Source organism: Sphingopyxis indica (genome assembly GCF_032879645.1).
GTDB lineage: Bacteria > Pseudomonadota > Alphaproteobacteria > Sphingomonadales > Sphingomonadaceae > Sphingopyxis > Sphingopyxis indica.
Map to the genome: position 1 here is coordinate 1,305,311 of NZ_CP076394.1, position 18,930 is coordinate 1,324,240.

12 protein-coding genes are annotated in these 18,930 nt (G+C 65.8%); 7 read left to right on the forward strand and 5 right to left on the reverse strand.

The window, feature by feature from the left end; genetic code table 11:
- Window positions 1–9: 9 nt before the first annotated feature.
- Window positions 10–351 (reverse strand): DUF4440 domain-containing protein, encoded by a 342-nt coding sequence (locus tag KNJ79_RS06235; RefSeq protein ID WP_317153241.1) that lies wholly within the window; start codon window positions 349–351, stop codon window positions 10–12.
- Between the two features lie 373 nt (window positions 352–724).
- Between KNJ79_RS06235 and rplJ the strand changes: the two genes are divergently transcribed.
- Together rplJ and rplL are read left to right on the forward strand one after the other, a co-directional pair.
- Window positions 725–1,240 carry a 50S ribosomal protein L10 gene (gene rplJ / locus KNJ79_RS06240; RefSeq protein WP_089215026.1) on the forward strand — a complete coding sequence of 172 codons (516 nt, stop codon included), beginning with the start codon at window positions 725–727 and terminating at the stop codon, window positions 1,238–1,240.
- Between the two features lie 101 nt (window positions 1,241–1,341).
- The gene (gene rplL / locus KNJ79_RS06245) at window positions 1,342–1,716 is read left to right on the forward strand and encodes a 50S ribosomal protein L7/L12 (RefSeq protein WP_089215025.1); all 375 of its coding nucleotides are present in this window, start codon (window positions 1,342–1,344) and stop codon (window positions 1,714–1,716) included.
- Window positions 1,717–1,822: 106 nt separating this feature from the next.
- On the opposite strand, the gene KNJ79_RS06250 is transcribed toward rplL, so the two are convergent.
- Window positions 1,823–2,854 carry a hypothetical protein gene (locus KNJ79_RS06250; protein WP_317153242.1) on the reverse strand — a complete coding sequence of 344 codons (1,032 nt, stop codon included), beginning with the start codon at window positions 2,852–2,854 and terminating at the stop codon, window positions 1,823–1,825.
- 115 nt (window positions 2,855–2,969) lie between these two features.
- Entirely contained in the window at window positions 2,970–4,472 is a 1,503-nt protein-coding gene (locus KNJ79_RS06255) for a hypothetical protein (RefSeq protein ID WP_317153243.1), read from the reverse strand.
- A gap of 133 nt (window positions 4,473–4,605) precedes the next feature.
- Between KNJ79_RS06255 and KNJ79_RS06260 the strand changes: the two genes are divergently transcribed.
- The gene (locus tag KNJ79_RS06260; protein ID WP_089215098.1) at window positions 4,606–5,637 is read left to right on the forward strand and encodes a D-alanine--D-alanine ligase family protein; all 1,032 of its coding nucleotides are present in this window, start codon (window positions 4,606–4,608) and stop codon (window positions 5,635–5,637) included.
- Window positions 5,634–6,494, forward strand: coding sequence for an NTP transferase domain-containing protein (locus KNJ79_RS06265; protein WP_317153244.1), 861 nt, complete (start codon window positions 5,634–5,636; stop codon window positions 6,492–6,494). The genes KNJ79_RS06260 and KNJ79_RS06265 overlap by 4 nt, the downstream gene beginning before the upstream one ends.
- Here the strand turns inward: KNJ79_RS06265 and KNJ79_RS06270 are convergent.
- Window positions 6,415–7,857, reverse strand: a complete 1,443-nt coding sequence (locus KNJ79_RS06270; RefSeq protein ID WP_317153245.1) for an 8'-apo-carotenoid 13,14-cleaving dioxygenase — start codon at window positions 7,855–7,857, stop codon at window positions 6,415–6,417. The genes KNJ79_RS06265 and KNJ79_RS06270 overlap by 80 nt on opposite strands.
- Window positions 7,858–7,932: 75 nt before the next feature.
- On the opposite strand from KNJ79_RS06270, the gene KNJ79_RS06275 reads away from it, so the two are divergent.
- The gene (locus KNJ79_RS06275) at window positions 7,933–8,547 is read left to right on the forward strand and encodes a TetR/AcrR family transcriptional regulator (RefSeq protein ID WP_317153246.1); all 615 of its coding nucleotides are present in this window, start codon (window positions 7,933–7,935) and stop codon (window positions 8,545–8,547) included.
- Window positions 8,548–9,031: 484 nt separating this feature from the next.
- Here KNJ79_RS06275 and KNJ79_RS06280 read toward each other — a convergent pair whose 3' ends face one another.
- A complete protein-coding gene (locus tag KNJ79_RS06280) occupies window positions 9,032–9,871 on the reverse strand; it encodes a hypothetical protein (protein ID WP_317153247.1) in 840 nt (279 codons plus the stop codon).
- A 431-nt stretch (window positions 9,872–10,302) separates the two neighbouring features.
- On the opposite strand from KNJ79_RS06280, the gene rpoB reads away from it, so the two are divergent.
- Both rpoB and rpoC read left to right on the forward strand, forming a co-directional pair.
- The gene (gene rpoB / locus KNJ79_RS06285) at window positions 10,303–14,478 is read left to right on the forward strand and encodes a DNA-directed RNA polymerase subunit beta (protein ID WP_317153248.1); all 4,176 of its coding nucleotides are present in this window, start codon (window positions 10,303–10,305) and stop codon (window positions 14,476–14,478) included.
- A 52-nt stretch (window positions 14,479–14,530) separates the two neighbouring features.
- On the forward strand, window positions 14,531–18,814 hold the full coding sequence (gene rpoC, locus KNJ79_RS06290) for a DNA-directed RNA polymerase subunit beta' (protein WP_089215017.1): 4,284 nt from the start codon (window positions 14,531–14,533) through the stop codon (window positions 18,812–18,814).
- Window positions 18,815–18,930: the final 116 nt, after the last annotated feature.

The following is an 18,930-nucleotide window of genomic DNA, read 5'->3' on the forward strand; positions in this document are numbered from 1 at the left end:
TCGCGTGGGTCAGAGCGGGGTCTGCTGGTGCTGGACGAGCTGCCAGCCGCCGCCGGTGTCGCGATAGGTCGACGAGCACCAGCAGCCATAGACCTGGTCCCCCTCTCGGCGCGCCGCGGCCTTATAGGCAAGGACGCACAGCCCGGCCTGCGGCCGCGACAGGCGGCGCTCGCTCAGTTCGACGTCGGCCCAGCGCGGCGCCTGCCGGACCTCTTCGACGATCGCGTCATATTCCATCGCACCGATCCCCGGAAAGACCATCACGCAGTCGCGGTCGACCGATTGCTCGTATCGCTCGGGCCCGCCGAGCCAGAGAGCCTTCTCGATTGCCCATGCGCCATCGTCATTCATCGCGCGTCCTCCTGTCCCGCCAACTCGCCGCGGTGGGGCAAGGTTGCCTCGGGCGCTCGCGGCACGCGCGCTTGACTTTGCGCGCTGCGCCGCTATGAGCGCCCGCGTGTCGTCCGGGTTTCGGCCCGGCGATTCCGTCCGAGACAGTTGGTGAAGGGGATTGCCCTTCTTAATTTCCAGCCGAGACGGGGAACAGTCTTTCTCGGTCGCCCGCCTGGCGTTTCAGGCGTTCGCGGCTTGACCGACCCCATCGGACATCGTTGCGCGTGGATCAGGCGGGATTCGTCCCATGTCTGCCCATGCGTGTGTTAGCCGCCCGGCGGCGCGCGTGCCTCGTGCGCGCTCGCATCCGGGCAAGAGTGGAGAAACAGGCATGGATCGTGCTGAAAAGGCCGAAGCCGTATCCGCGCTGAACGCTACGCTGTCGAATGCAGCCTCGGTTGTGATTGTTCGCAACCTTGGCCTTACCGTCGCCCAGTCGACGGTGCTTCGCCAGCAGATGCGCGACGCCGGCGCGAGCTTCAAGGTCGCGAAGAACCGCCTGGCCAAGATCGCGCTCGATGGCACCGCCTACACCGGTATCGGCGATCTGCTGACCGGCCCGACGGCAATCGCAGCTTCCACCGACGCGGTGGCAGCGGCGAAGGTCGCCGTGGAATTTGCCAAGACCAACGACAAGCTCGAGATCGTTGGCGGCGGCATGGGCGATGTCGTGCTCGACGTCGAAGGGGTGAAGGCGCTTGCCTCGCTGCCGTCGCTCGACGAGCTGCGCGCGAAGATCGTCGGTCTCGTCCAGGCTCCGGCCACGAAGGTCGCGCAGATTGCGGCGGCTCCGGCGGGCCAGCTGGCGCGGGTCTTCGGTGCCTATGGCGCCAAGGACGCGGCATAAGAATACACGTCATCCCAGCGAAAGCTGGGATCGGTGTGATCCCAACTGAACGATGCCAGCTTTCGCTGGCATGACGATTAGAAATCTGATGGAGAATGAAAATGGCTGATCTTGCCAAGATTGTTGAAGACCTGTCGGCGCTGACCGTTCTGGAAGCCGCCGAGCTTTCGAAGATGCTCGAAGAAAAGTGGGGCGTTTCGGCTGCCGCTGCCGTTGCTGCTGCTCCGGCCGCTGCTGGCGCCGCTGCTCCGGCCGCTGAAGAAAAGGACGAGTTCGACGTCATCCTGACGGGCGACGGTGGTCAGAAGATCAACGTCATCAAGGAAGTCCGCGCGATCACCGGCCTGGGTCTCGGCGAAGCCAAGGCGCTGGTCGAAGGCGCGCCGAAGCCGATCAAGGAAGGCGCCAACAAGGCCGAAGCCGAAGAGATCAAGAAGAAGCTCGAAGCTGCCGGCGCGACCGTCGAACTCAAGTAATCGGGTTCGCGGACGAGCCGGGCGGGTTCTACCCGGTCGGCTTTGCGACGCAAAAGAAAGGGGCGGTGCCGCGAGGCGCCGCCCTTTTTCGTTGTGATCGGCGGGATCAGCCCTTGGCGAAGCCGGGGCGCAGGCCGCGATGGCCGCGCGCCGGTTCGGGGCGCAGCACCTTCTGCTCGGCTGGCGCCGGTGCCGGGCGCTGCGCGACGTCCCAGGCGCTCGCGGGCTTGCGCGTCCCGTCCTTCTGACCGGCAAGCAGCGCCTCATATTCCATCCGCTCGCGGCGGTCCTGGAAGCGCGCGCGCTTGAGCCGCTTCTTCAGCGTCAGGAAGGGATTGTCATCGCTGGGGCCGGCCATGGCCATCGCTTCGTGACGCCCCATGCTGCCGTGCGGTGCGGCGGTGAAGGCCGGGGTCGAGCGCGGCAGCGACGCCCTGACCGGCGTTTCGCGATGCACCGCGGGCTGGGGCGTGACAGGGGCTTCATAGGCGGTCGCAGGTTCGGCTTCGGCGACGACCCGGCGGCGGCGCGTCAGCGCAAAGGCCGCGCCGCCCGCGAGCAGCAGCGCCGCGGCGCCGCCGGCAAGTTCCCAGGGGAAGCTGTCGTTCGCCACGTCTGCGCTGGGGGGCGCCGCAAACCCGGTCGCGGGCACCGTCGGAACGGCAGCCGGCGGCGGTGCTGCTTCAGCTATTGCGGCAGCGGCAGGACCATTTACGGGCGCGGGTTCATCGACGGAGCGCGTCGTCGTTGTAGCGGAGGCGGGCTCCGGCCCCTTTTCGCGCTGCGCCGGGGCGCTGCGCCCGGCCTGTGCGGGTTTCGGCGCGGGCGCTTCGGCGGCCTTCGGCGCCGGGGCCGTTTCGGGGGCGGGCTCGATGTCGAGCGGCACGCGGAGCACGGGCGTCGCGGGCGGCGGCGTTTCCGGTGCGGGAGCCGTTACGGTCGGCGCGGGCACCGTCGGCGTGGTTGTCGGTGCGACCGGCGGCACGATCACCGGTGGCGACATCTCGATCGTCGGGCTCGCCGGCGCGGGAGCGGGCTGCGCAGGAGCCGCCTGCGCGAAGGCAGCGGGGGCGGAAAGGGCCAGAAACGCGGCAATCGCGCTCGTGGCGGGACGGGAGAGAGGCAGTTTCTTCGTCATAGTGGGGGGCAAACGGCCATGGTGCGAAAAGCGCTGCCGAACGGCTCGATTTTTCACGGCGAGCCGTTGCCGCCGAACGGTTGACTGAAGAATCCGCTCGATCCGGCGGTCGGATTCAGGCCACTTCGCGCTGCGTCAGCGTCGTCGCAGCCGAGGCCGATATGGCGGCGCCGATCAGCGACAGGTCGCGTTCGAGCCGCGCCTCGAGCGCCGCGTCGGGCATCGCGGCGAGTTCGGACATCAGCGGCATCGACAGCGACAGCCGGAGCGTGCCGGCCGCCCGTCCGCACGGCAGCATATGGGTGCGCACCGGTTGCCCGAGCCGGATTTCCTGCCCCAGCCAATGCTTCGATTGGCGCGCTATGGTCGCGTGGATCGCGCGCGCGGCTTCGAAATCGCACGCGGGCCAGCGCGGCGACAGGTCGATCGTGCGCAGCGTTTCGCTGGCGAGGCAGGCGCTGCCGGCGCCGGGCACTTCGCCGATCTCCAACCGGTCGACGAGCCGGCGCACTTCGCGATCGAAGGCGCCGGCGATGGTCGTCCGCCGCTCGCAGTCGATGGCGGCAAAGCGCTCCATTTCGATCAGCGCGGCCTCGAGCCGCAGCAGCAGCCCGAAATTGCCCGAGGCGGGCAGCGTCCCCGCGCCCGGCCAGCCCGCCGGCCATTCGGCGCGGCTGGCGAGCCGGCGAAAACCCGCGGGCAGCGGGTGAGCGCGTGCGTGGAGCGCATCGGGCACCAGCGCAAATCCGCTGAAGGGCGGCCCGCCCGCAAATTTGGACCCGGTGAGCAGAACGACGCAGCCAAGCGCGAGATAGCGCCGCACCGCTTTTGGCGCGATGCGGAGCTGGCAGGCGTCGACGACGATCGTGGCATGATCGGCATAGGCGCTCGCCAGCCGCTCGACATCGTCGAATGCGGGGAGGGTCAGGCCGGACTTCGATCCATGCACGACATGAACGATGGCGCGGCGATCGCGCGCGGCGGCATGGTCGATGTGCAGCGCGAGCTCGGCGGCGACCGCGGTGGAGGCGCGCGGACGGCCGTTGGCGTCGCGGATCGCCACATCGACGAGTTCGGTATCGGAAAAGGCCGGGTCGATCGCGCTTTCGGCGGTCACCTGTGCGCCCGCTGCCGTCTCATCGGCGAAGAAGCGTCCCGCCGCGCTGTGGACGCAGCCGCTGCCGACCTCGTCGCGCCCGAGGAGGACCGCGGTCAGCGGGCGTCCATCGTACGCGGCGGCGAGGCCGATATATTCGAGGTCGGTTCCCGATGCCGCAAAGACGACCGCCGTGTCGGCGAGGTCGAAATAGTCGGTGATGCGCTCGCGCAGCCCGGCGAGCGCCTCGGCATAGGCGCCGGCGGCCATCGGGCGGTCGAGCCGGTCGCGCCAGCGGCGCGCGAGCAGGTCGAAACTGTGCTGCGAAATGCTGTTGATCGTGGACGAGCCATAGGCGAGCGCCTCGGACGGCAACACGCTCGCGTAATATTTGTTACGCCCCTCTGCGTCGGGGCGGATGCGCGCGTCGCCGCCGCTCGCAAGGATTGCGGCGAGGCGCAGCCTGTCACGTCCGGCGCGTCCCAAGCCATTGTCGGTGAAATCGGATGGGCTCAGCAGCATCGGGATGCATCCTGTGGGGGAGGTGACGCGTTCCCCGTTAGCGCCGCGCGATGACAGTAGATTGGCGTTTTCGTTTCACGCATGTCATCGAAGCGTCATGCTGTCGCAACCTTCGCGTGGTCAGAGGAAGCTCATGCGAACCGACGATCTGAAACCGACGAAGCTGCCCGATGCGCTACGCGAGACGCAGCGGCTGCTGTTCATCGCGAAACATGCGAAATGGACCGGAGGGCTGCACCCCGAAGACGGCAATCATGCGCTGTATCACCGCGAGACGCGCGAGATACTCGAAGCGCTCGGTATGCCGCTCGTCGTCGCCGACAGCTACACCGATCTGTTCGCCGCGCCCGAGGCCGATTTCGTCTTTCCGCTGCTCAACCGCGGCGGCTTCTTCAATTCGGAAATGCTGCTGCCCCTGCTCTGCAACCGGCTCGGCCTGCCCTATGTCGGGGCGTCGCCGATCGTGCGCGGCCTGTCCGACGACAAGCATCTGACCAAGCTCGAAGCGGCGGCGCGCGGCGTTCCGACCGCGCCCTGGGCGCTGTTCCGCCGCGGCGCGCCGGTCGATGTGTCGCGCTGTCCGCCCGCGCGGCGCTGGGTGGTCAAGCCGAACAACAGCTCGGCGTCGTGGGGCATTCGCGACGCGCACGACCGCGCCGAACTCGCGCAGGCGATCGCCGAGGTGCAGGCGCTCGACCATGACGCGCTCGTCGAGCCGTTCATCGACGGCAGCGATGTCGAGGTGCCGGTGATCACGCTGGGCGGCGAGCCCGCGATGCTGCCGATGATGATCTTCGAACAGGCCGACCCGACGCATTTGCGCACCTATCAGGAAAAGCGCGACCTCGTCGATCGCAGCGCCAAATACAGCCTGCGGCTGCTCGAAGCCTCGCCGGTTGCGGCGCGGATCGAGGAGCTGACACGGCGGATGGTCGAGATTTTCCGGCCGTTCGATTATGGGCGTTTCGAGTTTCGCGTCGATTTCGCGAGCGGCGACATCCGGCTGCTCGAGGTCAATCTCAACTGCAACCTCTGGTCCGAAAAAGTGTTCGGCCGCGCGGCTCTGGCGGCGGGGTTCAGCCAGGCCGACCTCATCGAAACGATCGTCGCCGAAAGCATGATCCGGCAGGTCGGCGCAGCCGGCCGGCGAAAGGACGCGGCATGACGGGCTCGATCCTGATCCTCGCGGGGCGGCGTCCGGGCGCGGTCGATGCGCTCGCGGCGGCGCACGGCGTCGCCGACAAATGCCTGGTGCCCGTGGCGGGACGGCCGATGATCGCGCATGTGCTGGAAAGCGCGGCGGCCAGCGGGGCGGGCAAGATCTTCGTCTCGACGCACCACCGCGCGCTCGCGGACGATCTGGACGATCCGATCGTCGCAGCGCTCGGCGAGCGGCTCGTCGTCGTTCCGGCGGCGGACAATCTGACCGACTCGGTGCTCGCGGTCGCCGATCGCGCCGACTTCCCGCTGCTGATCACCACCGCCGACAATTGCCTGCTCACCCCCGAAACGATCGCCGAGATCGGTTCGGAAGCGGCGCGGCTCGGCGCCGAAGCCGGCGTGGCGCTCGCGCGGCGCGAGGATGTGCTTGCGGTGCATCCCGAGGGCCAGCGGCGCTTCTACGAATTTTCCGACGTCGCGGTGTCGAACTGCAACGCCTATTGGATCGGCCATCGCGGTGCGCTGAAGGCCGCCGAGGCGTTTCGCGGCGGCGGCCAGTTCGTCAAGAAGCCGATGCGCGTGATGCAGGCGTTCGGGCTGATCAACCTGCTCCGCTTCCGCTTCGGCCTCGGCCCGATCCACCATATTTTCCGGCGCATTTCCGGGCAATTGAAGGTCGATGTCGCCCCGCTTCTGGTGAGCGATGGAGCAACCGCGATTGATGTCGACAACGAACGCTCATTGCGCGTGACCGAAATGTTGATGCGGCGGATCGGGGGTGTCAGTCCGCCACCCAATTGCCGTGAAATCCCGGTGGAACGCGGTGCGGCAGATGCACGACCGCTTGCGGCGGCCCGCTGAAATCGTCGGCGTTCAGGATCATCAGGTCGGTGGTTTCGTCGTTCATGTCGACAACGAGGCCGATCAGCCAGCCGTCGTCCTCGGCGCCTTCGGCGCTGCGCGGCACGAAGACGAATTCGCCCGGATGGCGTCCGGGGCCGAAGTCGCGCGTTTCGGTGACCCCTTTCTCGAGGTCGTGGCGAAAGAGCCGCGTGTCGGCGATCGCCATCTCGACCCGGTCTTCGCCCGGTAGCGAAACGCTGTAAACATAGCGGTAGGGCTGCGTCGTCCGCCGCTCGTCGTAGCGGGGAAATTCCTGATTATGGTCGTGGATCACCGTGCGGATGGTTTTCCCCGCGACGGGGTCGATCGTCCAGCGCTCCATGCGCGAACGCTCGCTGTCGGGGCCGCGCTTCGAGCGCGCGAACATGGTTTCATGCGCGACGACGTCGACGATCACCTTGCCGTCCGTCGTTTCGAAGGCATTGGCGGGGTGAAAGACATAGCAGGGATCGACCGGCACCCAGACGACCTCGTCGCCGCGGCCTTTCCTGGGGAGGAGGCCGACCCGCGCCGGATGCGCGTCGTTCCACGCATAGGGGAAGCGATAGCCCGCGAGCAGCGATTTCATCGAGAAGGTGACCGGAAGATCGAAGACGAGGACGTAATTTTCGGTGATCGCGCAGTCGTGGATCGAAGGGCCGTCGCTGACCGCGACCGGTTCCTCGCGGATCACATGCGCCTCGGCGTCGAGCACCGTATGCCAGACCGTGCCGAGCTGGTCGCCCTTATAGGTGATCGCGTGTATCTCGTTCGTGAACGGGTCGTGATGCGGGTGCGCGGTGTAAGGACCGGCGAGCGTGCCGTCGAAGGGATTGTGCGCGATCGTCTCCAGCATTTCGGTCATTTCGGCGGGGGTTCCGCCCGCCTCGACGATCGCGAAAGTGCGGCCTGCGATGCCGACGACATTGGTGTTGGGGGCATCGAAGCCCTCTTGGCGCGGGCCCGGCGGGACCGGCTCGCCGAGTTTCGCGCAGGCTTCGGTGCCGCGCACCCAGCGGTTGCGATACCAGTCGGCCCTGCCGCCTGCGATGCGGATGCCGTGAACCATGCCGGCGCCGGTGAACCAGTGATAGCTCGCGGGATCGGGGGGGAGAGCCGGGTTGGGGCCGTTGCGCAAATAGCGGCCCGACAGCGCCGCGGGGATTTCGCCCTCGACACGCAGCTCTTCGAGCGTCAGTTCTTCGGTCATCGGCGTGTGGATGCCGGTCAGATAGGGATGGGCATCGGCGGGGCGGGGCAGGCGCTTGCGGTTGAAATCGGCGACCTTGCCGATGCCTTTGGCGACCGCGCCGCGGATCAGGGTTTCGACATTGCTGGCCATGTTGCTTCTCCACTATGCCGGGGGGAGGGGAGGCCCGGGCTTGCTTCGGCGACTCGGTATGTTTACAGTGGAAACATGATGGCGAGCAAAGATAACAGTGTCAACATGGAAAATTCCGGAGCGAGGGACGCGCGCGCCTATCATCATGGCGACCTGCGCGCTGCGGTAATCGCGGCGGGGCTGGCGCGGCTTGCCGGGGGCGACAGCGGCGAACTCGGGCTGCGTGCGCTGGCGCGCGACGTCGGGGTCAGCGCGACCGCGCTCTATCGGCATTTTCCCGACAAGGAGGCGCTGCTCGACGCGCTCGCCGACGAAGGGTTGCGGCGATTGGGGGCGTTGCAGGCGCAGGCGTGGCTGAAGGCCGGTGGCGGCCGCGCGGGGTTCAAGGCGACCGGCGTCGCCTATGTTCGCTTCGCGCACGACGAACCGGCGCTCTTCCGCCTCAGCTTCACGCGCCAGATGCCCGAGCGCAAGGGCGGGGGCGACGCGAGCGACGGCGGCGAGGTCGCTTATAATCTGCTACGCGCGGGCGTCGGCGAGGTTTTTCCCGCCGGCCCGGTCGATACCGCGGCGCTTCATGCCTGGGCGCTGGTGCATGGCCTGGCGATGCTGATCCTCGACCGCCGCGTCGACTGGGACGAAGCGATGGTCGAGCGCGTCGTCGGCCTGACCTTCGGCGGGGTGGATTGAGGAGCGCCGGGTAGCGTGCGCTCGGTATGCCGGGCAGACCTTTCACCGTTTCAGAAATCTCACACAAAGACACAAAGAGGGTGCGCTAGCAAACAAGCCTAGCCCGCTATCCCGCGCGAAGCGCATTTCCCTCTTTCATCGCTTGCGACGGCCAAGGAGCGCTTGCACAATGGCGCACCCTCTTTGTGTCTTTGCGTGAGATTCTGCACCGCTTCGGCCTGAACCCGCGCATCTGGCGCATCACCTCGGTGGGGGCGATGCGTCTTGTGAGGCCGCCATGCGATTCTAGAGCATCGTGCCGGAAATCTGCACCGTCTCCCCGAGCGGCGACGCTGCGGTTCTCGCTCCGCTCGAACGAGCCCCTCGTCTTCGCTCGGGGATGCGGATGATTCAGATTTCGCGCAATTTGCTCTAAACCACGAGACGCAAAAAGGGCGCGGAAACTCTCGTTTCCGCGCCCGGATTTCGGGTCGAAAATCCAGCCTTAGTTCGCCGGCGCTTCCGCCGCCGACGTATCGCCTGCTGCCGTTTCGGCAGCCGGAGCCGGTGCGCCGGTCGCTTGCGCGACGGCGGCCGCGAACTGTTCGGGCGTATAGGCGGCGACGATGCCGCTCGCGCCCATGTTGAAGGCGCTGCGCGGCAGCGCGACGTCGCCGCTCGCCGTCGCGATCACGACATTGGCGTTGTCGAACGACTTCACGGTGCCGAGCACCGCGGCGCCGTTGATGCTGCGCACCTCGACGCCGGGCTTCAGCGCCGCCGCGACCGCCGCGTCATCGGCGGCCGAAGCCTGGTTCGCCTGCGCGACCGCCGAGGCGAACTGCTCGGCGGTGAAGCTGGTGGCGAGGCCCTGCTGCGAGACGAAAAAAGCGTTCTTCGGCACCTTCACCTCGCCGGTCGGCGTGGTGACGACGACGCCGGTCGCGTCGACGAGCTTCACCTTGCCGAGGATGGCGGTGCCGCCCGCGCTGCGGATGTCCGCGCCCGGCTGGAGCGCCGAGGTCAGCGCCGCGGCATTGTCGGCGGCCGCCTTGTCGATCGCGGCGGTGAGCTGCGCCAGCGTGATCGTGATCGCCGGACCCTTGTCGCCCTGGGTGAAAGCGTTGGCGGGAAGCGTGACGGGCTTGCCGTTCATGGTGACGACGATATTGCTGCCGCTCACGCTCGAAATGGGACCGATTTCGGTGCCTTCGCTGTCATAGACGGTGGTGCCGGCGGTCAGATTGGGACCGGCTGCGTCCTGCGCCGCTGCCATCGTGGGCGCGGCCGCGACGGCGGCGAGGCCGAGGGAAACCGAGGTAAGCAAAACTGCGATCTTTCGCATCGCGAAAAGTCTCCTTGAGGAATGAAACGGGAATTGCGTTCACGGTCTGAACGCACAGACCCCTTGGATGGCTAATCAAATGCTGCCGAGCCGTGCCATATGCGCGACGAACCGTTGGACCCGGAGCCAATTGGTTGGCGATTGGCACGCGCGTTGCTTGCAGGGAGGGCGGCCGGGCGTTTCGTCCGATGAAGGGATTCGCGCGCGGGCGGGGAGGGTGCAATTGACAGGCGGCGACGGCAATCCTATATGGCGGTCACACCCTTCCGTCCGGGACGGACCCGACTTTGCGCAGCGGGTTCCATGAATGGGGCGTCGGGGATTTCGGGATGCGTGATGAAGCTGCGGTAAACCGGCAACGGTTGCTTGCGGCCTTTTTGCGTCTCTAGCGCTCCCGCGATTTTGGATTTTTGCAGGCGAGACAATCACATATGGCGACCAAGGCGACGTCGGTGGGCAAGGCCCTCGAAGCAACCGCGAAGAAGCGTATCCGCAAGCTGTTCGGCGACATTCACGAAGCCGTGGAAATGCCCAACCTCATCGAGGTGCAGCGCGAATCCTACGAACAATTCCTGCGGTCCGACCCCTCGGTCGGCTATGTTTCGGGCCTCGAAAAGACGCTGCGCAGCGTTTTCCCGATCCGCGACTTCGCCGGCACCGCCGAGCTCGACTTCGTTCATTACGAACTCGAAGACCCCAAATATGACGTCGAGGAATGCCGTCAGCGCGGCATTACCTATGCGGCGCCGATGAAGGTCACGCTGCGCCTGATCGTCTTCGAGGTCGACAGCGAAACCGACACCCGCAGCGTCCTCGATATCAAGGAGCAGGACGTCTACATGGGCGACATGCCGCTCATGACCGAGAACGGCACCTTCTTCATCAACGGCACCGAGCGTGTCATCGTCAGCCAGATGCACCGTTCGCCGGGTGTGCTGTTCGACCATGACCGCGGCAAGACGCACTCGTCGGGCAAATATCTCTTTGCCGCGCGCGTGATCCCCTATCGCGGCTCGTGGCTCGATTTCGAATTCGACGCCAAGGACATCGTCAACGTCCGCATCGACCGCAAGCGCAAGCTGCCGGTGACGAGCCTGCTCTATGCGCTTGGCATGTCGAGCGAGGAAATCCTCAACTTCTTCTACGACCGCCTCGTCTTCGAGCGCGCCGAAAACGGCTGGAAGGTTCCCTTCGTCGCTGAAAACTGGCGCGGCGCAAAGCCGACCTTCGACGTCGTCGATGCCAAGACCGGCGAAGTCGTCTTCGCCGCGGGCCACAAGATCAGCCCGCGCCTCGCCAACAAGGCGGCGAAGGACGGGCTCGACACGTTGCTGATCCCGACCGAGGAAATCTTCGGCCGCTATTCGGCCTATGACCTGATCAACGAGGCGACCGGCGAGATTTACATCGAAGCCGGCGACGAGGTGACCGCCGAAAATCTGGAAAAGATGGACGCCGCCGGCATCGACAAGCTGGTGCTGCTCGACATCGACCACAACAACACCGGTCCGTGGATCCGCAACACGTTGAAGGCCGACAAGGCCGAGGACCGCGACCAGGCGCTTTCGGACATCTACCGCGTGATGCGCCCCGGCGAACCGCCGACGCGCGAGACCGCCGAAGCGCTGTTCGACGGCCTGTTCTTCGACGCCGAACGCTACGACCTGTCGGCGGTGGGCCGCGTCAAGCTCAACATGCGCCTCGGCCTCGACGCCGAGGATACGGTGACGACGCTGCGCAGCGAGGACATCCTCGCCGTGGTCAAGGAACTGGTGAACCTGAAGGACGGCAAGGGCGAGATCGACGACATCGACAATCTCGGCAACCGCCGCGTCCGCTCGGTCGGCGAGCTGCTCGAGAATCAGTATCGCGTCGGCCTCTTGCGCATGGAGCGCGCGGTCAAGGAGCGCATGAGCTCGGTCGACGTGTCGACCGTGATGCCGAACGACCTGATCAACGCGAAGCCCGCAGTCGCCGCGGTGCGCGAATTCTTCGGCTCGTCGCAGCTCTCGCAGTTCATGGACCAGACCAACCCCTTGTCCGAAGTGACGCACAAGCGCCGCGTTTCGGCGCTCGGGCCGGGCGGCCTGACGCGCGAGCGCGCGGGCTTCGAAGTCCGCGACGTTCACCCGACCCACTATGGCCGCATCTGTCCGATCGAAACGCCCGAAGGCCCGAACATCGGCCTGATCAACAGCCTCGCGACCTTTGCCCGCGTCAACAAATATGGCTTCATCGAAACGCCGTACCGCCGCGTCGTCGATGGCAAGGTGACGAGCGAAGTCGTCTATCTGTCGGCGATGGAAGAGCAGAAGCACACCGTCGCGCAGGCGAACGCCGATTTGAACCCCGACGGCAGCTTCGCCGAGGAGCTGATCTCGGCGCGCGAAGGCGGCGAGTTCCTGATGGCGCCGCGCGAGCAGATCACGCTGATGGACGTGTCGCCGAAGCAGCTCGTTTCGGTCGCGGCCTCGCTGATTCCCTTCCTCGAGAACGACGACGCCAACCGCGCGCTGATGGGCTCGAACATGCAGCGCCAGGCGGTGCCGCTGCTGCGCGCCGAGGCGCCGGTCGTCGGCACGGGCATGGAAGGCACGGTCGCACGCGACTCGGGCGCGGCCATCGCGGCGCGCCGCGGCGGCATCGTCGATCAGGTCGATGCGACGCGTATCGTCATCCGCGCGACCGATCTGGTCGAACCGGGCAAGTCGGGCGTCGACATCTATCGCCTGCAGAAGTTCCAGCGCTCGAACCAGAACACCTGCGTCAACCAGCGTCCGCTGGTGAAGGTGGGCGACGTGATCCGGGCGGGCGACATCATCGCCGACGGTCCCTCGACCGAACTCGGCGAACTGGCGCTCGGCAAGAATGTGCTCGTCGCGTTCATGCCGTGGAACGGCTACAACTATGAGGACTCGATCCTCATTTCCGAACGCATCGTGAAGGACGACGTCTTCACCTCGATCCACATCGAGGAGTTCGAGGTCACCGCGCGCGACACGCGCCTTGGGCCGGAGGACATCACCCGCGACATTCCGAACGTCGGCGAAGAGGCCCTTCGCAACCTCGACGAAGCGGGCATCGTCTATATCGGCGCCGAGGTCGGCCCCGGCGACATCCTCTGCGGCAAGATCACGCCGAAGGGCGAAAGCCCGATGACGCCCGAAGAAAAGCTGCTCCGCGCGATCTTCGGTGAAAAGGCGAGCGACGTGCGCGACACCTCGCTGCGCCTGCCGCCGGGCGTGTCGGGCACCGTCGTCGAGGTCCGCGTCTTCAACCGTCACGGCATCGACAAGGACGAGCGCGCGATCGCGATCGAACGCGAGGAAATCGAACGTCTGAAGCAGGACGCCGACGACGAACGCTCGATCCTCAACCGCGCGACCTTCTCCAGCCTCAAGGAACTGCTGGTCGGCCAGACCACCAGCGCGGTGCCGAAGGGCATGAAGAAGGGCGAGACGCTGACCGAAGAGCAGCTCGCCGATCTCGACCGCGCCGACTGGTGGAAGCTCGCCGTCGTCGACGACAAGGCGCAGGCCGCGTTGGAAGCGATCAAGGCGCAGTATGACGAGGCGATCAAGCGCATCAACGCGAAATATGAAGATCGCGTCGAAAAGCTGCAGCGCGGCGACGAACTCGCGCCGGGCGTGCTCAAGATGGTCAAGGTCTTCGTCGCCATCAAGCGCAAGCTCCAGTCGGGCGACAAGATGGCGGGCCGTCACGGCAACAAGGGCATCATCAGCCGCATCCTGCCGCAGGAAGACATGCCCTTCCTCGAAGACGGCACTCCCGTCGACGTCGTGCTCAACCCGCTGGGCGTGCCGAGCCGCATGAACGTCGGTCAGATCCTCGAAACGCACCTCGGCTGGGCATCGCGCGGCTTCGGCCAGCGGATCACGGCCGCGCTCGAGGATTGGCGCGCGGCGAACCCCGAGCCCGAAGCGGGCGCGCCGCCCGAGGCGGTGCGCGAGGCGCTGCTCGACGCCTATGGCGACGATTATGCCGACGACATCAAGGCGCGGACGAGCGAGCAGATCGTCGATATGGCCGAGCATCTGAAGCTCGGCGTGCCGTTCGCGACGCCGGTGTTCGACGGTGCGCGCGAAGGCGATGTGTCGGCGATGCTCGAGCGCGCCGGGCTCGACCGCTCGGGTCAGGTCGATCTCTACGACGGCCGCACCGGCGACCGCTTCGACCGCAAGGTGACGGTGGGATATATGTATATCCTGAAGCTCCATCACCTCGTCGACGACAAGATCCACGCGCGCTCGATCGGCCCGTACAGCCTCGTCACCCAGCAGCCGCTGGGCGGTAAGGCGCAGTTCGGCGGCCAGCGCTTCGGTGAGATGGAGGTCTGGGCGCTCCAGGCCTATGGCGCGGCGTACACGCTCCAGGAAATGCTGACGGTGAAGTCGGACGACGTGATCGGCCGCACCAAGGTTTACGAAGCGATCGTCAAGGGCGACGACACCTTCGAGGCCGGCATTCCCGAAAGCTTCAACGTGCTCGTCAAGGAAATGCGCTCGCTGGGCCTCAACGTCGAGCTATCGTCCTATTCGGACGAAGACGACGAAGGTCCGGACGCCCTTCCCGAAGCCGCCGAATGATTTTTCCTCACCCCTCCCGCCCGCGGCGGGAGGGGAAGAGTGGAGCAGATAAATGAACCAGCTTACCAACTTCATGAACCCGGTCGCGAAGCCCGAAACCTTCGACATGATCAAGATCGGCATCGCGAGCCCCGAGCGCATCCGCTCGTGGTCGTTCGGCGAGATCAAGAAGCCCGAAACGATCAACTACCGCACGTTCAAGCCCGAGCGTGACGGCCTGTTCTGCGCGCGCATCTTTGGCCCGATCAAGGATTATGAATGCCTGTGCGGCAAGTATAAGCGCATGAAATACAAGGGCATCGTCTGCGAGAAGTGCGGTGTCGAAGTCACGGTGACCAAAGTGCGCCGCGAGCGCATGGGTCACATCGAGCTCGCCGCGCCCGTCGCGCACATCTGGTTCCTGAAGTCGCTGCCGAGCCGCATCGGCCTGCTGCTCGACATGCAATTGAAGCAGCTCGAGCGCGTCCTTTATTTCGAGGCCTATATCGTCCTCGAACCCGGCCTGACGCCGCTCGAGAAGTTCCAGCTCCTCACCGAGGACGAACTGCTCGACGCGCAGGATGAATATGGCGAGGACGCTTTCTCGGCCGGCATCGGCGCCGAGGCGATCCGCGTGCTGCTCGAAAATCTCGATCTCGAGCAAGAGCGCACCGACCTGATGGAAGAGCTGGCGACGACCAAGTCGGAGCTCAAGCCCAAGAAGATCATCAAGCGCCTCAAGGTCGTGGAATCGTTCATCGAATCGGGCAACCGCCCCGAATGGATGATCCTCGAGGTGATCCCGGTCATCCCGCCCGAGCTGCGCCCGCTGGTGCCGCTCGACGGCGGCCGCTTCGCGACGTCGGACCTCAACGACCTCTATCGCCGCGTCATCAACCGCAACAATCGTCTCAAGAGGTTGATGGAGCTGCGCGCGCCGGACATCATCGTCCGCAACGAGAAGCGCATGTTGCAGGAAGCCGTCGACGCGCTGTTCGACAACGGCCGCCGCGGCCGCACGATCACCGGCGCGAACAAGCGTCCGCTCAAATCGCTGTCCGACATGCTCAAGGGCAAGCAGGGCCGCTTCCGCCAGAACCTGCTCGGCAAGCGCGTCGACTATTCGGGCCGCTCGGTCATCGTGACCGGTCCGGAACTCAAGCTGCACCAGTGCGGTCTGCCGAAGAAGATGGCGCTCGAACTGTTCAAGCCGTTCATCTACGCCCGCCTCGACGCCAAGGGTCTGTCGATGACCCTGAAGCAGGCGAAGAAGTGGGTCGAGAAGGAACGCAAGGAAGTCTGGGACATTCTCGACGAAGTCATTCGCGAGCACCCGGTCCTGCTCAACCGCGCGCCGACGCTCCACCGCCTGGGCATCCAGGCGTTCGAGCCGGTGCTGATCGAGGGCAAGGCGATCCAGCTGCACCCGCTGGTCTGCGCCGCGTTCAACGCCGACTTCGACGGTGACCAGATGGCCGTCCACGTCCCGCTGAGCCTTGAGGCGCAGCTCGAAGCGCGCGTGCTGATGATGTCGACCAACAACATCCTCAGCCCCGCGAACGGCAAGCCGATCATCGTCCCGTCGCAGGACATGGTCCTCGGTCTCTATTATCTGTCGCTCGAGCGCGAAGGCGAGCCGGGCGAAGGCATGCTGCTCGCCGACATGGCCGAAGTGCATCAGGCGCTCTATACGGGCGCGGTCACGCTGCATACCAAGGTCATCAGCCGCGTCCCGCAGACCGACGAAGAGGGCAACGAGTATCTGAAGCGGTTCGAGACCACCCCGGGCCGCATGCTGATCGGCGAATGCCTGCCGAAGTCGCACACCGTGCCCTTCGACGTCGTCAACCGCCTGCTCACCAAGAAGGAAATCGGCGACGTCATCGACCAGGTCTATCGCCACACCGGCCAGAAAGAGACCGTTCTCTTTGCCGACGCGATCATGGGTCTGGGCTTCCGTCACGCGTTCAAGGCGGGCATTTCCTTCGGCAAGGACGACATGATCATCCCCGCGGCGAAGGAGAAGCTCGTCGACGATACGCGCGCGCTCGTGAAGGATTTCGAGCAGCAGTATCAGGACGGCCTGATCACGCAGCAGGAGAAGTATAATAAGGCGATCGACGCCTGGTCGCAGTGCGGCGACAAGGTCGCGAACGCGATGATGGACGAAATCCGTGCGACGCCGAAGCTCGACGACGGCCGTCTCGCCCCGATCAACTCCATCTATATGATGGCGCATTCGGGTGCGCGTGGTTCGCAGGCGCAGATGAAGCAGCTCGCGGGTATGCGCGGCCTGATGGCCAAGCCGTCGGGCGAGATCATCGAAACGCCGATCATCTCGAACTTCAAGGAGGGCCTGACGGTTCTCGAATATTTCAACTCGACCCACGGCGCGCGTAAGGGTCTGGCCGACACGGCGCTCAAGACGGCGAACTCGGGCTATCTGACCCGCCGCCTCGTCGACGTGTCGCAGGACTGCGTCGTGATCGAAGAGGATTGCGGCACGACCCGTGGCATGGAAATGCGCGCGATCGTGCAGGGCGGCAGCGTGATCGCTTCGCTCGGCGAGCGCATCCTCGGCCGCACGACGCTCGAGGACGTCACCGATGCCGAGGGCAATGTCCTCGCGCCGGTCGGCACGCTGCTCGACGAAGCGACGGTCGCGAAGATCGAGGAGGCCGAAGTGCAGGCGGTCAAGATCCGCTCGCCGCTGGTCTGCGAAGCGACGATGGGCGTTTGCGGCAAATGCTATGGCCGCGACCTCGCACGCGGCACGCCGGTGAACATCGGCGAAGCCGTCGGCGTCATCGCGGCGCAGTCGATCGGTGAGCCCGGCACGCAGCTGACGATGCGGACCTTCCACATCGGCGGCGCGGCGCAGGTCAACGAGCAGTCGAACCTCGAAGCGATTTCGGACGGCACGATCGAATATCGCGACATGGAAACGATCGTCGATCAGCGCGGCCGTCGCCTGGCGCTGTCGCGTTCGGGCGAGATTGCGATCATCGACGCCGAGGGCCGCGAGCGCGCGACCCACAAGCTGCCCTATGGTGCGCAGATCATGCACAAGGACGGCGAGAAGGTGAAGAAGGGCGACCGGATTGCCGAATGGGATCCGTTCACCATGCCGCTGATCACCGAAAAGCCGGGTGTCGTGAAATATCAGGATCTGGTCGATGCGAAGACGCTGACCGAGCAGGTCGACGAAGCGACCGGCATCGCGCAGCGCGTCGTGACCGAATATCGCGCCACCGGCCGCGGCAAGAAGGAAGATCTTCAGCCGCGCCTGACCCTGCTCGACGATGCGTCGGGCGAAGCCGCGCGCTATCTGCTCGCGGTCGGCACGATGATCTCGGTCGAGGACGGTCAGGAAGTGCAGGCGGGCGACGTGCTGGCGCGCGTCAGCCGCGAGGCATCGAAGACGCGCGACATCACCGGCGGTCTGCCGCGTGTTGCCGAGCTGTTCGAGGCGCGCGTGCCGAAGGATAATTCGGTCATCGCAAAGATCAGCGGCCGCATTGAGTTCGTCAAGGATTACAAGGCGAAGCGCAAGATCGCGATCGTTCCGGAAGAGGGCGATCCGGTCGAGTATCTGATCCCCAAGTCGAAAGTTCTGGAAGTGCAGGAAGGCGACTATGTGAAGCGCGGCGACGCGCTGATCTCGGGCTCGCCGAACCCGCACGACATTCTCGACGTCATGGGGGTCGAGGCGCTCGCCGAGTTCCTCGTGGCCGAGATCCAGGAAGTCTACCGGTTGCAGGGCGTGAAGATCAACGACAAGCACATCGAGGTGATCGTTCGCCAGATGCTGCAGAAGGTCGAGATCACCGACGGCGGCGACACCACGCTGCTGCCGGGCGAACAGCTCGATTATCTGGAGATGATGGAATATAACGCCAAGCTGCCGAAGAATGGCAAGCCCGCGGAAGGCCGCCCGGTCCTCCTCGGCATCACCAAGGCGTCGCTGCAGACCCGCAGCTTCGTCTCGGCGGCGTCCTTCCAGGAAACGACCCGCGTGCTCACCGAAGCGTCGGTGCAGGGCAAGGTCGACTCGCTGATGGGCCTCAAGGAAAATGTCATCGTCGGCCGCCTGATCCCGGCGGGCACCGGCGCTGCCATGAACCGCGTCCGCGTCACTGCGTCGAGCAAGGATGCCGCGCTGCGCGCCGCCATGCGCGCCGCGACCGAAGCGCATCTGATCGCGCCCGAGACGGCCGCCGAGGAGCATGAAGCCGAGTTGCAGCAGGGTCCCGATGCCGCGATCGGCGACGATCCGCTGGGTGCCGTGCAGGGCGAGGACTTCACGACCGACGATGTGATGGTCGAGGAGCGCCCCGAAGGCGGCGACGAGGAATAATCCTCGCCGGACCTCAGGCCTGACCGAATAAAGCCCCGCCGGAGCGATCCGGCGGGGCTTTTTCTATGGGCGATGGGGGAGGCGGCGGGCCGGTTGGAGACAGAGAACCGCCGTTC